The organism is Bacillus subtilis subsp. subtilis str. 168, assembly GCF_000009045.1.
In the GTDB taxonomy this organism is placed as follows: domain Bacteria; phylum Bacillota; class Bacilli; order Bacillales; family Bacillaceae; genus Bacillus; species Bacillus subtilis.
Window position 1 is genome coordinate 680,878 of the sequence record NC_000964.3, and the last position, 15,260, is coordinate 696,137.

At 45.0% G+C, this 15,260-nt stretch carries 13 protein-coding genes and 1 other RNA gene; 7 read left to right on the plus strand and 7 right to left on the minus strand.

The annotated features are described in order from the left end of the window. Window positions 1–29: 29 nt before the first annotated feature. The 7 genes from ydzJ to ydzX form a co-directional block, all read right to left on the minus strand. A complete protein-coding gene (ydzJ, locus tag BSU_06269) occupies window positions 30–188 on the minus strand; it encodes a hypothetical protein (RefSeq protein ID YP_003097689.1) in 159 nt (52 codons plus the stop codon). Between the two features lie 189 nt (window positions 189–377). Continuing rightward, the gene (gene ydjO, locus BSU_06270) at window positions 378–587 is read right to left on the minus strand and encodes a hypothetical protein (RefSeq protein NP_388508.1); all 210 of its coding nucleotides are present in this window, start codon (window positions 585–587) and stop codon (window positions 378–380) included. A gap of 82 nt (window positions 588–669) precedes the next feature. Next, entirely contained in the window at window positions 670–1,485 is an 816-nt protein-coding gene (ydjP, locus tag BSU_06280) for a putative aminoacrylate hydrolase (protein ID NP_388509.1), read from the minus strand. 12 nt (window positions 1,486–1,497) lie between these two features. Beyond that, a complete protein-coding gene (gene yeaA / locus BSU_06290; RefSeq protein NP_388510.1) occupies window positions 1,498–2,487 on the minus strand; it encodes a hypothetical protein in 990 nt (329 codons plus the stop codon). 97 nt (window positions 2,488–2,584) lie between these two features. Continuing rightward, window positions 2,585–4,126 (minus strand): outer spore coat copper-dependent promiscuous laccase, encoded by a 1,542-nt coding sequence (gene cotA / locus BSU_06300; RefSeq protein ID NP_388511.1) that lies wholly within the window; start codon window positions 4,124–4,126, stop codon window positions 2,585–2,587. A 151-nt stretch (window positions 4,127–4,277) separates the two neighbouring features. After that, window positions 4,278–5,687 carry a gamma-aminobutyrate (GABA) permease; proline permease gene (gene gabP, locus BSU_06310; RefSeq protein ID NP_388512.2) on the minus strand — a complete coding sequence of 470 codons (1,410 nt, stop codon included), beginning with the start codon at window positions 5,685–5,687 and terminating at the stop codon, window positions 4,278–4,280. 37 nt (window positions 5,688–5,724) lie between these two features. Next, window positions 5,725–6,012, minus strand: coding sequence for a hypothetical protein (ydzX, locus tag BSU_06319; protein YP_003097690.1), 288 nt, complete (start codon window positions 6,010–6,012; stop codon window positions 5,725–5,727). A gap of 72 nt (window positions 6,013–6,084) precedes the next feature. Between ydzX and mneS the strand changes: the two genes are divergently transcribed. The 7 genes from mneS to pbuG all read left to right on the plus strand — a co-directional run bounded on the left by mneS (window position 6,085) and on the right by pbuG (window position 15,107). Further along, the gene (mneS, locus tag BSU_06320) at window positions 6,085–6,957 is read left to right on the plus strand and encodes a secondary Mn(II) exporter, promiscuous (protein NP_388513.1); all 873 of its coding nucleotides are present in this window, start codon (window positions 6,085–6,087) and stop codon (window positions 6,955–6,957) included. Between the two features lie 349 nt (window positions 6,958–7,306). Then, entirely contained in the window at window positions 7,307–8,269 is a 963-nt protein-coding gene (yeaC, locus tag BSU_06330) for a putative MoxR-like ATPase (RefSeq protein NP_388514.2), read from the plus strand. Continuing rightward, window positions 8,269–9,465, plus strand: a complete 1,197-nt coding sequence (yeaD, locus tag BSU_06340) for a hypothetical protein (RefSeq protein NP_388515.2) — start codon at window positions 8,269–8,271, stop codon at window positions 9,463–9,465. Before yeaC ends, yeaD begins: the two co-directional genes overlap by 1 nt. A 21-nt stretch (window positions 9,466–9,486) precedes the next feature. Next, entirely contained in the window at window positions 9,487–11,700 is a 2,214-nt protein-coding gene (gene yebA / locus BSU_06350) for a hypothetical protein (RefSeq protein ID NP_388516.2), read from the plus strand. Between the two features lie 162 nt (window positions 11,701–11,862). Next, the gene (guaA, locus tag BSU_06360) at window positions 11,863–13,404 is read left to right on the plus strand and encodes a GMP synthetase (protein ID NP_388517.2); all 1,542 of its coding nucleotides are present in this window, start codon (window positions 11,863–11,865) and stop codon (window positions 13,402–13,404) included. Window positions 13,405–13,547: 143 nt separating this feature from the next. Further along, window positions 13,548–13,650, plus strand: an RNA gene (gene gswC, locus BSU_misc_RNA_9) — guanine riboswitch. Window positions 13,651–13,784: 134 nt separating this feature from the next. Then, entirely contained in the window at window positions 13,785–15,107 is a 1,323-nt protein-coding gene (gene pbuG / locus BSU_06370; protein NP_388518.1) for a hypoxanthine/guanine permease, read from the plus strand. Window positions 15,108–15,260 lie beyond the last annotated feature (153 nt).

Consider the following 15,260-nt stretch of genomic DNA (forward strand, 5'->3'; position numbering starts at 1 on the left):
AACCACTCGGCATGAGCTGAGTGGCTTTTTTAATGGATGAGGTGCAGGGCTAATGATCCGAGCCATTTAAAGATATGAATCAGAGGTACCGACAAAAACAGAAGTTCAACATATGAGTTCATTGCAACATTCAGCTTTTTGAACGCAGCTCTTTTTTTCAAGTCTTTTTGCTGCTGGTTTGAGATCACGTTATCACTCCTCTTATATCCATATTATACCATTAAAACAGACAAAAAAGCCCTAAACGTTTACAGTTTTGGGCTTCTTTCTTCGTATTTGGCCTCTTGCAATGAGAGGCTTTTATTCTGAAATATAGAATTTTGTCTCCGTTCGGGGTTTGTTTGCTTGCGGGAGACTGCATTTGTTATAGGGAAGAACTAGCTTGTTTTCGTTTGGCTGTTGTTTTGGAGATTCACTAATGAACGGATGCCGTCGACCATTTTACTTCCGCACAAAGGGCACAATGGCGTATCACTGCTGGCGAAGTTTTTTCGGGTCCAGCCATTACAGTCTTCTTTTGTGCATTCCCAAGTACTCACATCTTCCTTTGGCAGCGGTTCTTGATTTCGTTTGTTATAGTAAGACATAAAGTCACTTCTTCCCTCATGTATTTTACTGCACATTTCCTATTGTCTCATACTTTTCCCTAATCTCCTAATTCCTTTTTCTTTATGACTTTCCAATAACCCCATCTAAAAAGGAGAGGAGTGTGCTGTTAAAAGCATCTGGCTCTTCTAAAAACGGGCAATGGCTGCTTTTAGGAAAGGTAACGAGTGTCGCGTTTGGAATATTGCTGCGCAAGTGTTCCCCAGCTGCTGTAGAGAAAAATTTCTTGTCTTCCCCGAAGCACAGCAATGCCGGCACATTGATGTTTTGGAGGGTGCCCCGGTAATCAGCGGCCGTTTGGTTAAATAAAATCGTGCTAGAAATGGCAGCCGGCTGTTTGAGGATTTCTGCCAGCATCCATTCTGTTTCGGTCTCGGCAGGCGGTTCTGCGAACATATTCTGGATGAAGCTTTCGTAGAAAGGCAGCGGGTCAGTTTGAATGGCGTGCATCGCTGTTTTTAAGCCGTCAAAATCAAATGGACCATGTTCCCAGCCCTCCCATTGATAGTCCGAAGCGGATTGATCGATGATCACAGCGGCTTGAATGTTATCATTCCCAAACTGATTGAGATAATCCCATACGACAAAAGCACCCATTGACCAGCCGGCAAGAACGACATGATCAAGCTCCATTGCATTTAGAAATTCCCTTATGTCACGGGCATATTGGGAAATGGTGTGGCCGTGAAGCACTTTGTCAGATTCGCCGTGTCCTCTAAGATCAAGACGAATACATTGATAATTGGCAGAAAGCACCGAAAATTGTTTGTGGAAAAATTGTCCGCTCATCAGCACCCCATGTATAAACAGGATCGGCGTCCCGCTCCCGTGTGTTTCATAGTAAAGGCGTGTCTGATCTTCTAATATGATGTATGGCATGTTTCTCCTCCTTTAGTTTCCATCATGAGTATGGCTGGCTGCTGTTGAGCTGATGATGGCAGCTGTCGCGGCTGCCTGCTGCGCTTGAATGACTGTTTCGATAGCGGTGTATAGTCCTGATTCCATCAGCAGATTTTTCTCCATATGCTCACTGAGATAGAGGCTGACAGCAATTTTAAAGTTCATTTCCTTTTGCCATTTAAAAGCTTTTTCCTGGTTTAATTCGTCAGTGATGCACAAAACGGTTTTGATATCTGGCTCTTCCAGAAATGTGAGGAGAGCAAGGTCTGGATAATGATAATCCTTTGTTTTTTTGACAGATTCAGTGATCGATTGATATATCTGTTTGCAAGCGGAAACAAGCATTTCGGGCTCTTTTTCACTTTGCAAGGCCAGAATATGGCTGACCTGATGTAAGTACTGTCCTTTTTTAAAGCCGTTGGCTGCCAGCAGTTGATAGCATGTTTCCGCCTTCTGTAGCGCCTGCAAACCTTTTCCGTTTTCTCCAAGCAGTACGGCAAGCGGAACATTCTGAGTTGAAGTGAGGAAATAATGATTTTTCTTCATCTGCTGATAAACAGCTAGCCCCATGTTCATCTGTTCTTTTTGGTTTGTCGTTTCAGATTTGCCGGTGAGCAAGATCAGAGCGGAAAGGTATGTGAACATATCCCGCTTATACCCTAGCTTCACCATTTCATTGTATACATCGATGAAAGTCTGAAATGTTTGTTTTGCCTCATGCTGAAAATGAATGTCCAGAATAGATGCAACAGTAAAGCGGTGGTGTGAATTGAGTGTTGAGAAGCTGCCGATGTTTGATTTGATATAGCTGCTCAAATCATAAAAGCGCTGAAAATCAAACTCTCTTTTATTCACAATATATGCAGAAGAAATGAGCATTAATATCTGATCGTGTGAAACTTTCCATTTTAATTTTGTTTTTAATTCAGCATAAATGGAAATGTAATGCTTTGTTTTTTCATGTAGATCGTGTGTGAGCATAAAAAGCAGCTCCTTTTGTTGTTTTTACGTAATACGATAAATAGGGCCAAAGGTTTCATAAAGAAAAAACTTGCCTGCTAGAGGCAAGTTTGTCGGGTTATTTATGGGGATCAGTTATATCCATCGGTCTCATCATGTCATAGTCTTCATGCTCTAGAATATGGCAATGCCATACGTATCGTCCGCTGTACGGACCGAATGTCGCCGCGATTCTCAGGACTTCACCTGCATGCGCTTGAATGGTGTCTTTCCAGCCCTTTTCACTTGGCGGCGGCGGGACAGCCGGACCGGTATAGGACAATTCCCCGCTTTCTTGATAACGGGCGATATCAAACGGCCGCCGGTCTAATACACGGAAGGAGACTAGATGCAGGTGGATCGGATGTGTTCCGCGTGTCGGGTTGATAATGGACCATATTTCAGTTGTGCCGACTTTTGGTGTTTCTGTGACGGGATCGTGCCAGCGTTTGTTATTAAGCAGAAGGACGGGTCTGCCGTATTCGTCCTGGGTGCCTGCCAGTTTTAACGTTCTGATGTTTTGTATTCTTTCATGCTGTACCGAAGGGTATGAGGCGAGGTACTTCGGCTTTCTGCTTTCGTCTTTTTGTGCCAATGGTTTTGTGACTCTGAATTGCATGATATTCGCATCTGTTTCAGGATTGACGTCACCGCCGCAGCCCGCGCTGTTTGCCAAAATGATCGATTCTCCTTCATATGCTGTGAAGTCAATGATGATATCGTAACGTTCAGCAGGCGCAAGGCTGAAAGAATTCAGTTTAACAGATCGCGGCAGGAGCCCTCCATCTGAACCAATCTGAATAAAATCTCCGCCATTATCGAGTGACAGGTTATAGGTTCTTGTATTGGAGGCGTTGATGACACGGAATCGGTATTTCCTTGGCTCGACTTCCAAGTATGGCCATACCTTCCCGTTGACGAGTATGGTTTCTCCGCAAAAAGCCGGAACGATTGAAGGATTAGGCAGTGACGGAGAAGGGTTTTCCGGTGCGCTCGGATAAAACAAAGAACCATCCTCATTGATCGTGCGGTCTGTGATAAGAAGCGGCACATCGTATTCGTCTGAAGGCAGTTTTAAGCGTTTTTCCTTTGGGTCATGAATGATATATGCACCGACAAGTCCGGCATAGACATTTAGCCTGGTGAGCGCCATGGCGTGATCGTGATACCACAATATAGCCCCGCGCTGCTGGTTTGGATAATGATAAACCTCTCTTTTGAAATAAGGTCCTGTTTGTTCAAAGTCTTTGGAAAACCAAGCCTCCGGATACCCGTCACTATCATCTGGCGTGACGCCGCCGTGTAAATGAACAACAGTCTTTACCTCGGGCTCTTCATGCTGGCTGTCACTGTGATGAATGGTGTGATCAATCGGAAGGAAATGCGTGGAAGGAAGGTTATTCATCCATTTTACATATACGTTTTCATTTCTTTTAACCTCAATGGTCGGTCCCGGAAATAAGCCGTTGTAGCCCCACAGGCGGGTTGGAGGGAGATCGCGATGGAGCTGATGAGTGCATTCCTCCATGGTGACTTCGTAGTATGTTTTTTCTTTTGATTGCTGTACTGGCTTTAGTGTATCTGGGATTGGGAGAGCATCCACAAATTTTTCAAGTGTCATTTTCATCTGTCCTTATCTAAATTTTCCAAATTGGTACTATAGTTAATGACAATAAGGACGTGATGGTTACAAAAAATCTTCGTGCTGCAGCCCGCCCGAAGAAGAAAATAACAAAATCCTAAACGGCAGGCCGTTTAGGATTTGATCAGCATTAAGGCAGGATATCGGGTTGCTGCTGTGTGACTGGGTTGGCAGCCGCTTTCTCGCTCACCTTGCGTTTTCTGAACACAAGGTAAGAAATCAGAACGATTCCCGTGATGACGCCTGTCAGCAGCAGCTCGTCTCTCATGGAATCAATAAACGCCATGGACACTAAAATTCCGCAAATGGCGATGATGGTCAAGTAGGTTAGGAAAGGGAAGAGCCACATTTTGATCTTCAATGCTTCTGGGTTTGTTTTTTCGAGTTTTTTCCGCATTTTCAGCTGGGAAACGGCGATGACAAGATAGACGAGTAAAGCGATTGCGCCTGATGAGTTGACTAAGAATAAAAAGACGGTATCCGGTGAAAAATAGTTCATTACGACCGCGATATAAGAGAAAAATGTCCCGGCCACAATGGCTTGTACGGGAACGCCTTTTTTGCTCAATTTCATAAAACGGCGCGGCGCTTCATTTCTTTCTGCAAGTGAATACAGCATTCTGGATGTGGTATACAAACCTGAATTCAGGCAAGAGAGTACGGCTGTGAGGACGATAAAGTTCATAATCTGTGCGGCTGCGGGCACTCCTATATGCTCAAGTACAGCGACGAAAGGGCTTTCTAAAATATTTGCTGAATTCCATGGCAACAGCGCCACGACAATGGCGATTGAGCCCACGTAAAAGACGATGATGCGCCATACAACGGATCTGGTGGCTTTTGTCACAGATTCGATCGGGTTGGATGTTTCCCCTGCTGCAATGGCAACGATTTCAGTTCCCATAAAAGAGAAGATGACAACGACAATGCCGAGCAATACGGAGCTGATGCCCTCCGGGAAAAATCCGCCTTTGCCTGTAAGATTCGAAAAACCGACTGGCTCACTGCCCGGTGCAAAGCCAAAAATAAAGGCAAAACCAACGATTAGAAAAGCAATGATAGTCACAACTTTAATGAGGGAGAACCAATATTCAAACTCACCGAAAGACTTAACGGAGTAGACGTTTGTCAGGGTGAGCACAATGGTCAAGATCAAACTTGTCAGCCACAGCGGAATATCATGGAACCAGTATTGAATAATGCCAGCACCGGCAATGGCTTCGATCGCTATGACGATCACCCAGAAAAACCAGTACAGCCAGCCGATTGTAAATCCTGCCCACGGTCCGATGGCGTCGTGAGCGTATTGAGAAAACGATCCGCTCGTCGGGTTTACGGCAGACATCTCACCGAGCATTCTCATAATAAAAATCACCAATAATCCGGCTAACGCGTAAGAAACAACGGCACCCGGACCGGTCGAGTGAATCACTGAACCGCTGCCTACAAATAGGCCGGCTCCGATTACACCGGCAATCGAAATCATTGTCATATGGCGGGTCTTTAATTCCTTTTTTAATCCTGATTGAGACTGGTTCATAAGTTACCTCCTTTTAAAATGCAATCATTACTGAATATTATGATAATTGAAACTCTATCATAAATATACAGTTTGTCGAAAATTCGTGTAAGAAAATATACCAGCTTATTTCAAATTTGTAGTGTTTTGTTTGCGCTTTCAGCGAATGTGTGGAAAAAATGTTTCGTTTTTTATTCGCTGTGTGATTTTGCGTAATATTTACAATTCGATAGAATGCGAGAAGCACTGGTGTCCTTGGGTTTGATGGGATTTTTGGCGGAGCAAATAAATTGGATGAGAGAAAAAGTGTTCCTTCGTCACTATTTTTCTGTGGCGGGTGAATCATGTTTCTGTAGACCCACTGCGGATCAGCTTTGTAAGATAATAATAGGAAAATGTGAGCGAGAGGAGGTTTTGTATGGAGAGATATGATGAACTGAAAAAGGGAGAATCCGGAGCGCTGGTCAGCATTGCCGCGTATCTAGTTCTTTCCGCAATTAAACTGATCATCGGTTATCTTTTTCACTCGGAAGCACTTACGGCAGACGGGTTAAATAACACAACTGACATTATTGCTTCTGTTGCTGTGCTGATTGGCCTGCGCATCTCTCAAAAGCCTCCTGACGAAGATCATCCATACGGCCACTTTCGAGCGGAAACGATTGCATCGCTTATCGCATCGTTTATTATGATGGTTGTCGGACTGCAAGTGCTGTTCAGCGCCGGAGAATCTATTTTTTCTGCTAAACAAGAGACGCCAGATATGATTGCGGCTTGGACGGCAGCGGGCGGGGCAGTCCTGATGCTGATCGTTTACCGGTACAATAAAAGGCTGGCCAAAAAGGTGAAGAGCCAGGCGCTCCTTGCTGCGGCTGCTGATAATAAATCAGACGCATTCGTCAGTATCGGCACATTTATCGGCATTGTGGCTGCTCAATTCCATCTTGCTTGGATTGATACGGTCACTGCGTTTGTGATCGGTCTGCTTATTTGCAAGACCGCATGGGATATCTTTAAAGAGTCATCTCACTCTTTGACAGATGGATTCGACATAAAGGACATTTCCGCTTATAAACAGACAATCGAAAAAATCTCCGGTGTGAGCCGTTTAAAAGACATAAAAGCAAGATACTTGGGCAGTACGGTTCATGTTGATGTGGTGGTTGAGGTATCGGCAGATTTAAATATTACGGAAAGCCACGATATAGCCAATGAAATTGAGCGGAGAATGAAGGAGGAGCATGCGATTGATTATTCGCATGTTCATATGGAGCCTTTAGAACAAAAATAATGGAGCTTCCTGTCACAGGAAGCTTCAGCGTGTCGACAAACCCTCGCATTCGTTGTCAGGTCTGCGCTTCGGTGCTCACGAATTAGAACATTCGCTCCGCTCCTATGCTCGTCCTTCCTAGACTTCAAGGGTTTTCAATCACGCTGAAAAGATGACAAAACCCTAAAATGAAAGCCATTTTAGGATTTTGTCAACAATCTGGAGCTTCCTGCCACAGGAAGCTTTTTTGTGTGTTTTGGCCAGCTTTATTGGTAACAATTTGCTAGAATCGTTTTTTTATACAGATTGCTTTTTGTGGTAAAGTTAGGTTACATTATGATGAATTTTGTAGATGACTAGGAGGAAAATAATGGCATATCAAGAAGACCTGCATCCTTTGCTGGGGAAAGCAGTTGAACATATTAATAGAGTAATGGTTGGAAAACGAGACATCGCCATACTCAGCTTAGCAGCCCTTCTTGCCAAAGGGCATGTGCTGCTTGAGGATGTACCCGGAGTCGGAAAAACGATGATGGTCCGCGCGCTGGCAAAGTCAATCGGCGCCGATTTCAAAAGAATCCAATTCACTCCGGATTTGCTGCCATCTGATGTAACAGGGGTATCTATCTATAATGCGAAAACGATGGAATTTGAATATCGTCCCGGCCCAATTATGGGAAATATCGTGCTGGCAGATGAAATCAACCGTACCTCTCCGAAGACACAGTCGGCTTTGCTCGAAGCGATGGAAGAGGGGAGCGTCACGGTAGATGGCCATACGATGCAGCTTGCCGATCCGTTTTTTGTGATGGCAACGCAAAACCCGGTCGAATATGAAGGGACCTATCCTTTGCCGGAAGCTCAGCTTGACCGTTTTTTATTCAAACTTCGGATGGGTTATCCGTCCTTTAATGAAGAGCTTGACGTCTTATCTCTTCAGGAAAAAAGCCATCCGATTGAGACGCTTGAGCCGGTTATTGCAAAAGAAGACTTCATCTTTTTACAGAGGGAAGTGCAAAATGTCCGTGCTGATGACAGCATTAAGGAATATATCGTTGAAATTGTGCAGAAAACGAGACAGCATCCTTCTGTTCAATTAGGCGTCAGTCCGCGCGGCTCAATCGCCCTCATGAAAGCGGCACAGGCATACGCGCTGCTGCATCATCGCGACTATGTCATACCGGATGATATTCAATATTTAGCTCCTTTCACGCTGCCGCACCGGATGATGCTTCATCCTGAGGCAAAATTTGAAGGGATTCAGGCAGAAGCGATCGTAAGGGAGATCATGTCAGCTGTGAAGGTGCCGGTTCAAAGGTCGGCGGTCCGCTGATGAATAAGAAATGGCAATGGCTCGTATATGGTTGGAAGCTGATTATATTAACTTTATTGACGGCTGCTGTTTTTTCTTATGCGATGTTTCAGGGCGGCTTTGTCAGCTGGTTTTTGTTTTACGCGTTTCTCCCTTTTGTCTTGTATGCCGGGCTGTTGGCCTTGTATCCGCTCCGTTCTTTTCAGGCTTCAAGGCAAATGGATAAAACACAATTGCATGCGGGGGACAGGCTGGGCGTAACGGTTACGCTGAGAAGAAAGCTGCCATTTCCGCTGATGTATATGGTGATTGAAGATTGCCTGCCAGAAGGTATCGAGTCATTAAATCGAGACGGAGCCGCGGCCAAACGGCTCGTTTTTCCTTGGTTTAAACGGAGCATGACGATGTCGTATGAATTAGCTCGGGTACCGCGCGGAGAGCATCACTTTCATTCTGTCAGGGTGCGAACCGGGGATGTTCTTGGCTTGATTGAAAAAACAGCATTTTTTGAGCTGGATGATACCTTGTTTGTTTATCCATTCTATCAGCGTTTTTCCTATCAGGTGAATGAGAGGCATCAGGAAGACGGTGTAAGCGGTTCTTCTCCTATTCATCAGCACCATTCCTCAGTCGCAGCAAGTGTGCGGAATTATCAGCCGGGAGACCGGTTTGCTGCGTTAGATTGGAAGACATCTGCACGGCGGAGCCAGCTGATGACGAAGGAATTTGAGCCTTCTCGCAGCAAAAATCTGTTTCTGCTGATGGACCGTTTTTCCTCAGACGCATTCGAAGAGGTCGTTTCAGTGACAGCTTCGATTCTTCATTCTGTTTTAAAAAACGGCGCGGGTGCTGGTCTGGCTTCCATCGGGAAGGAAAAAAACATTTTCCCTATTCAGGAAGGGGATCAGCATTTTAAGCACATGCTTCGGCATTTAGCCATCGCTCATTGTGATGCGGCAGACCCGATAAGCCGATATGCACGGGAAGAGCTGGGAAAGCCATCTGTTCGCCAAGCTGATCAAGTTGTTGTCACGGGACAGTTAACGGAAGATATGCTGCACCTCGCAGAAATAGGAGGCGGCCGGGTTACGGTGATACTGGCAAAAGAGAAAGATGCTGAGCTCTCTCAAGCTGAAAATGTCATGATTGAACGCATGATGAAACGCCAAATCAGAGTTCGGATCATGAGGGGCGGGCGAGTTTCGCGTGTTGTTTAGAAAGAGAGGTGACTGGTTCACATGCCGCACGATGATCACAAGGGAAGCCGTTTGAGCTTGCTGTTATTTTATTTTCTGGCTTTTTTATTGCTGTGGGAGTGGCTTAGGCCGCTTGACAGTTTTACTGAAACGAAACATACAGGCTTTTTTAGTGTCTTTATCGGCTTGACGTTTCTGCTGACTTTTTTCAGGATGAGGTGGTTTGTCACCGTTCCTTTTTGTGTCATATTTACATTGATCTCGATACACATCCTGTTTTATCAAGGATCTATATTCGACTTGAGCTGGGTCAGCTCTTTTTTGCAGGATGTCTATCTGAATATCACGCTGATTCAATCAGGGCAATGGAATGACATGATTCCTTCATTTCGGACCCTGCTGTTTTTTGTGCTGCTGTGGCTGCTGGTCTATCTCCTGCATTATTGGGTGATTTACCAGAGAAGAATTTTGTTTTTCTTTTTGATGACAGTAGCGTATATTACGATTCTTGATACCTTTACGCCATATGATGCCACTTTTGCCGTAATCCGTATCGTGCTGATCGGCTTCTTTATGCTGGGCCTTTTATACTTGGAACGCATTAAGCTGATGGAAAGAATCACACTGCCAAAAACATCTGTCCTGAAATGGTTTCTTCCTTTATCTGTATTGGTTTTGGCTGCAACGGGATTCGGACTCGCCGCTCCAAAATCAGAGCCGGCTTGGCCTGATCCGGTGCCTTTTCTTAAAAAAATCACTCATCAAGACCGCGTGTCTGCAGGGGAAAGCAAAATCGGATACGGGAATCATGATGAATCACTCGGCGGCCCGTTCCAGCAGGATGCTACACCTGTTTTTACATGGCAGGGAAAAGAGCGTACGTATTTCCGTGTGGAAACGAAGGACACGTATACCGGAAAAGGCTGGATTGAAACAGACACAGGCATGTCGTATCAGCTTAGCAATGGAAAAGTTGAAAATCTGTGGTTTGACCATAAGGTTGCGACAGAGCGCCGCACCGTCCGTGTAAAAGTCGATAAGCACTACGGGTATAACCATCTGATGTATCCGATTGGTGCGGAAACCATTCAGCCAAAGCAGGCTGTCTCACTTGAAATGAACGGCAACACGGAGCAAATTTCTCCGATCAGTGAACAAGCCGGTGAAATCAGAAATATGGGGAATTATACAGTAACGTACAATTCCCCGGTCTATAAGCTGGATGAACTGAGAAAGGTAAAAGTGAGAAAAAACAGTGAGGAGTACACATTCAGCGATCGCTACATGCAGCTTCCAGATTCACTGCCAGAGCGGGTGAGAACCCTTGCGATCAAACTGACTCAGGATCACGACAATATGTTTGATAAGGTGAAAGCGGTTGAGGACTATTTAGGGTCAAATGCGTTCACATATGAAACAGAAAACGTGACCATTCCGAAGAATGATGAAGATTATGTCGATCAATTTCTCTTTGAAACGAAAATGGGTTATTGTGATAACTTTTCTTCCGCCATGGTGGTGCTCTTGCGCTCGGCCGGCATTCCGGCCCGCTGGGTAAAGGGTTATACGTCCGGCGAATACAAAGAAGCAGGGAACAAAAATGGCAGCATTTACGAAGTGACAAATAACAATGCCCATTCCTGGGTAGAGGTGTATTTCCCGGAACAGGGCTGGGTTACATTTGAGCCGACTAAAGGGTTTACAAATCCGGCTCAATTTACATCTTCTGACACAAAAGACTCTGGCAGCGATAGCAGCAGCTCGCCGAAGAAAGCAAAAGAGAAACAGAAAGAAGAGAAAAAACAGCCGCAAAAAGAGGAAAAACAAAAGGAAAAGCGGGAGCCAGCTGTTTCTAAAAAGCCGTCCGCTTCGCATACTAATGCCGGTGCGGGCTTGTATGCAGCGCTTGCGGTTCTTGCAGTCCTCCTGGTGGCAGCTGTATTGCTGTATGTTTTCCGCTCGTTATGGATTCCTGTTTTCGCCGTGAGGAAATTGAAGCGGCGCAGTGATCAGCACGCGTTTTTTGAGGCATATGGCGCGCTGCTGAAACAACTGAAGAGAAAAGGACTGCCGAAACGAGACAGTGAAACGCTGCGTGATTATGCAAAACGAATTGATGAAAAATACGACATAGAAGACATGTCAAAGCTGACATTAAGCTATGAAAGGGCGCTTTACAGAAATGAAGATTCTTCGGCGCTATGGAATGATTCGAGAGAGTTATGGGAAAATTTAATTAAAAGAAGATGGTCTTGACCGCTTATCGACGTGTTGTTAGAATTAGTGAATATTATCGGAGTCTGGGAGCGAGTTGGCCTGACTCCGGCAAACGGCCTTGCCAAAGAGGGCGGAGCGAGCTTCATATCTGTCCTCGTTTTTTTCTGTGTCAAAAAACTTAGAGGAGATTAGGTGACAACCATGACAAAGTTAGTGAATGAAATGATTCTTGTCCTTGATTTCGGCAGTCAGTATAACCAGCTGATTACACGCCGTATCCGTGAATTCGGTGTTTACAGCGAGCTGCATCCACATACATTGACGGCTGAAGAAATTAAAAAAATGAATCCAAAAGGAATTATTTTATCCGGCGGTCCAAACAGTGTGTATGATGAAAACTCTTTCCGCTGTGACGAGAAAATCTTCGAGCTTGATATTCCTGTTTTGGGAATTTGCTACGGCATGCAGCTGATGACTCATTACCTTGGCGGTAAAGTTGAAGCGGCAAGCCAGCGTGAATACGGAAAAGCAAACATCCGCATCGAAGGCACACCTGATTTGTTCAGAGATCTTCCGAATGAACAAGTGGTTTGGATGAGCCACGGCGATTTGGTTGTAGAAGTTCCTGAAGGCTTCACTGTTGACGCGACAAGCCATCACTGCCCGAACTCAGCAATGAGCAAAGCGGACAAAAAATGGTATGGCGTTCAGTTCCACCCGGAAGTGCGCCACTCTGAATACGGCAATGATCTTCTGAAAAACTTTGTATTCGGTGTTTGCGAATGCGAAGGCGAATGGTCAATGGAGAACTTTATCGAAATCGAAATGCAAAAAATCCGTGAAACGGTCGGAGACAAACAGGTTCTTTGCGCGCTAAGCGGCGGCGTTGATTCCTCTGTTGTTGCTGTTTTGATTCATAAAGCGATCGGCGACCAGCTGACTTGTATCTTTGTAGACCATGGTCTTCTCCGTAAAGGCGAAGCTGAGGGTGTTATGAAAACATTCAGCGAAGGCTTTAACATGAATGTGATTAAAGTAGACGCAAAAGATCGATTCTTAAACAAACTAAAAGGCGTTTCTGATCCTGAGCAAAAACGCAAAATCATCGGTAATGAATTCATTTACGTGTTTGATGATGAAGCGGACAAGCTCAAAGGCATCGACTACCTTGCACAAGGTACGCTTTACACAGATATCATCGAGAGCGGTACAGCAACGGCGCAAACGATCAAATCTCACCACAATGTCGGCGGACTTCCTGAAGACATGCAGTTTGAGCTGATCGAGCCGTTAAATACGCTCTTCAAAGACGAAGTGCGCGCGCTTGGCACAGAGCTCGGCATTCCGGATGAAATCGTATGGCGTCAGCCGTTCCCAGGACCGGGACTCGGAATCCGCGTTCTTGGCGAAGTAACAGAAGAAAAACTTGAAATCGTTCGTGAATCAGATGCAATCTTGCGTGAAGAAATTGCAAATCACGGCTTAGAGCGTGATATCTGGCAATACTTCACTGTTCTTCCTGACATCCGCAGCGTTGGTGTTATGGGTGACGCAAGAACATATGATTACACAATCGGAATCCGCGCCGTTACATCAATCGACGGCATGACATCTGACTGGGCGCGTATCCCGTGGGATGTGCTTGAAGTCATTTCGACACGTATCGTAAACGAAGTGAAGCACATTAACCGCGTGGTGTATGATATTACAAGTAAGCCGCCTGCGACGATTGAGTGGGAATAAGAATCAATTAATGGAAACCATCTTTTTGGCAATTTTGCCGGGAAGATGGTTTTATTTGTTTATTACGAACAAAATCCGATTTTGCGCGACTATTGTTCGCTTTTTGTATTGTTTTTTCAAAATGAACTTGGTACAATAGACACAGAAATCAAATAAGATGAATTCGTATAATCGCGGGAATATGGCTCGCAAGTCTCTACCAAGCTACCGTAAATGGCTTGACTACGTAAACATTTCTTTCGTTTGATATAAATAAAACACGGTTATTTATTCAAACTGAAATCCGTCTGTAGTCAAGCGTCCCAAAATGTATTGGGACGTTTTTTATTTGGCGTTTTCAGGACAGAATAAATAGCAAAGAGTGAAGGGAGTCAAATAGCTTGAAAACGTTTTTTCAGTTTGATGAGCTGGGCACCAGCTATCGCAATGAAATCATTGGCGGATTAACGACTTTTTTATCTATGGCATATATTTTGTTCGTCAATCCGATTACGCTTGCTTTGGAGAGCGTGAAAGATTTTCCGGAGGCGCTGAGAATTGACCAGGGTGCGGTCTTTACGGCGACAGCGCTGGCGTCTGCAGCAGGCTGTATCTTAATGGGATTAATAGCGAGATATCCGATTGCCATCGCGCCGGGTATGGGGCTGAACGCGTTTTTTGCGTTTTCTGTTGTCCTTGGTATGGGTATTTCATGGCAGGCAGCTTTGTCCGGTGTTTTTATTTCAGGTCTTATTTTCGTTGCTCTTTCTTTAACAGGTTTTCGTGAAAAAATCATCAACGCCATTCCGCCTGAGCTGAAATTGGCAGTCGGTGCGGGGATCGGCCTGTTTATTACATTTGTTGGATTACAAGGTTCAGGAATCATTACAGCGAATCCTTCTACGCTCGTCACGATCGGAAACATTCACAGCGGTCCTGTGCTGTTAACGATTTTCGGTGTGATTGTCACGGTTATTTTAATGGTGCTTCGCGTGAACGCAGGCGTGTTTATCGGGATGCTATTAACAGCGGTAGCCGGCATGATTTTCGGTTTGGTTCCGGTTCCGACTCAAATTATCGGCAGTGTGCCAAGCCTTGCGCCGACTTTCGGACAAGCGTGGATTCACCTCCCGGATATTTTCTCTGTACAAATGCTGATCGTTATTTTAACATTCTTGTTTGTCGGATTTTTTGATACAGCTGGTACACTTGTTGCTGTGGCAACACAAGCTGGTTTAATGAAGGAAAACAAATTGCCGCGTGCGGGCCGTGCGCTTTTAGCTGATTCATCTTCTATTGTGATCGGTGCCGTGCTTGGTACGTCTACAACAACTTCTTACGTGGAATCAAGCTCAGGTGTCGCTGCGGGTGCCCGGTCAGGATTTGCCGCAATTGTAACAGGGATTCTCTTTTTACTGGCTACGTTTTTCTCGCCGCTCCTATCAGTCGTTACGTCAAATGTAACAGCGCCGGCGCTTATTATTGTTGGTGCATTGATGGTGGCGCCGCTTGGCAAAATCGCTTGGGATAAGTTCGAAGTGGCCGTTCCTGCTTTCCTTACCATGATCATGATGCCGTTAACGTACAGCATCGCGACTGGTATTGCCATCGGATTTATTTTCTATCCGATTACAATGGTGTGCAAAGGAAAAGCAAAAGAGGTTCATCCAATCATGTACGGGCTGTTTGTCGTATTTATCCTGTACTTTATCTTCTTAAAATAAGGAATGAAAAACCAGCTGCACTGGCAGCTGGTTTTTTTGTTGCAAAAGATAAAACCATTTCATACGATATACCGTCATGTAGATGTGCCGCCATGCTTTACTTAAATGGAAATGACTTGACTGTTCAGGAAGGCTTCGGTACCTTATATAAGT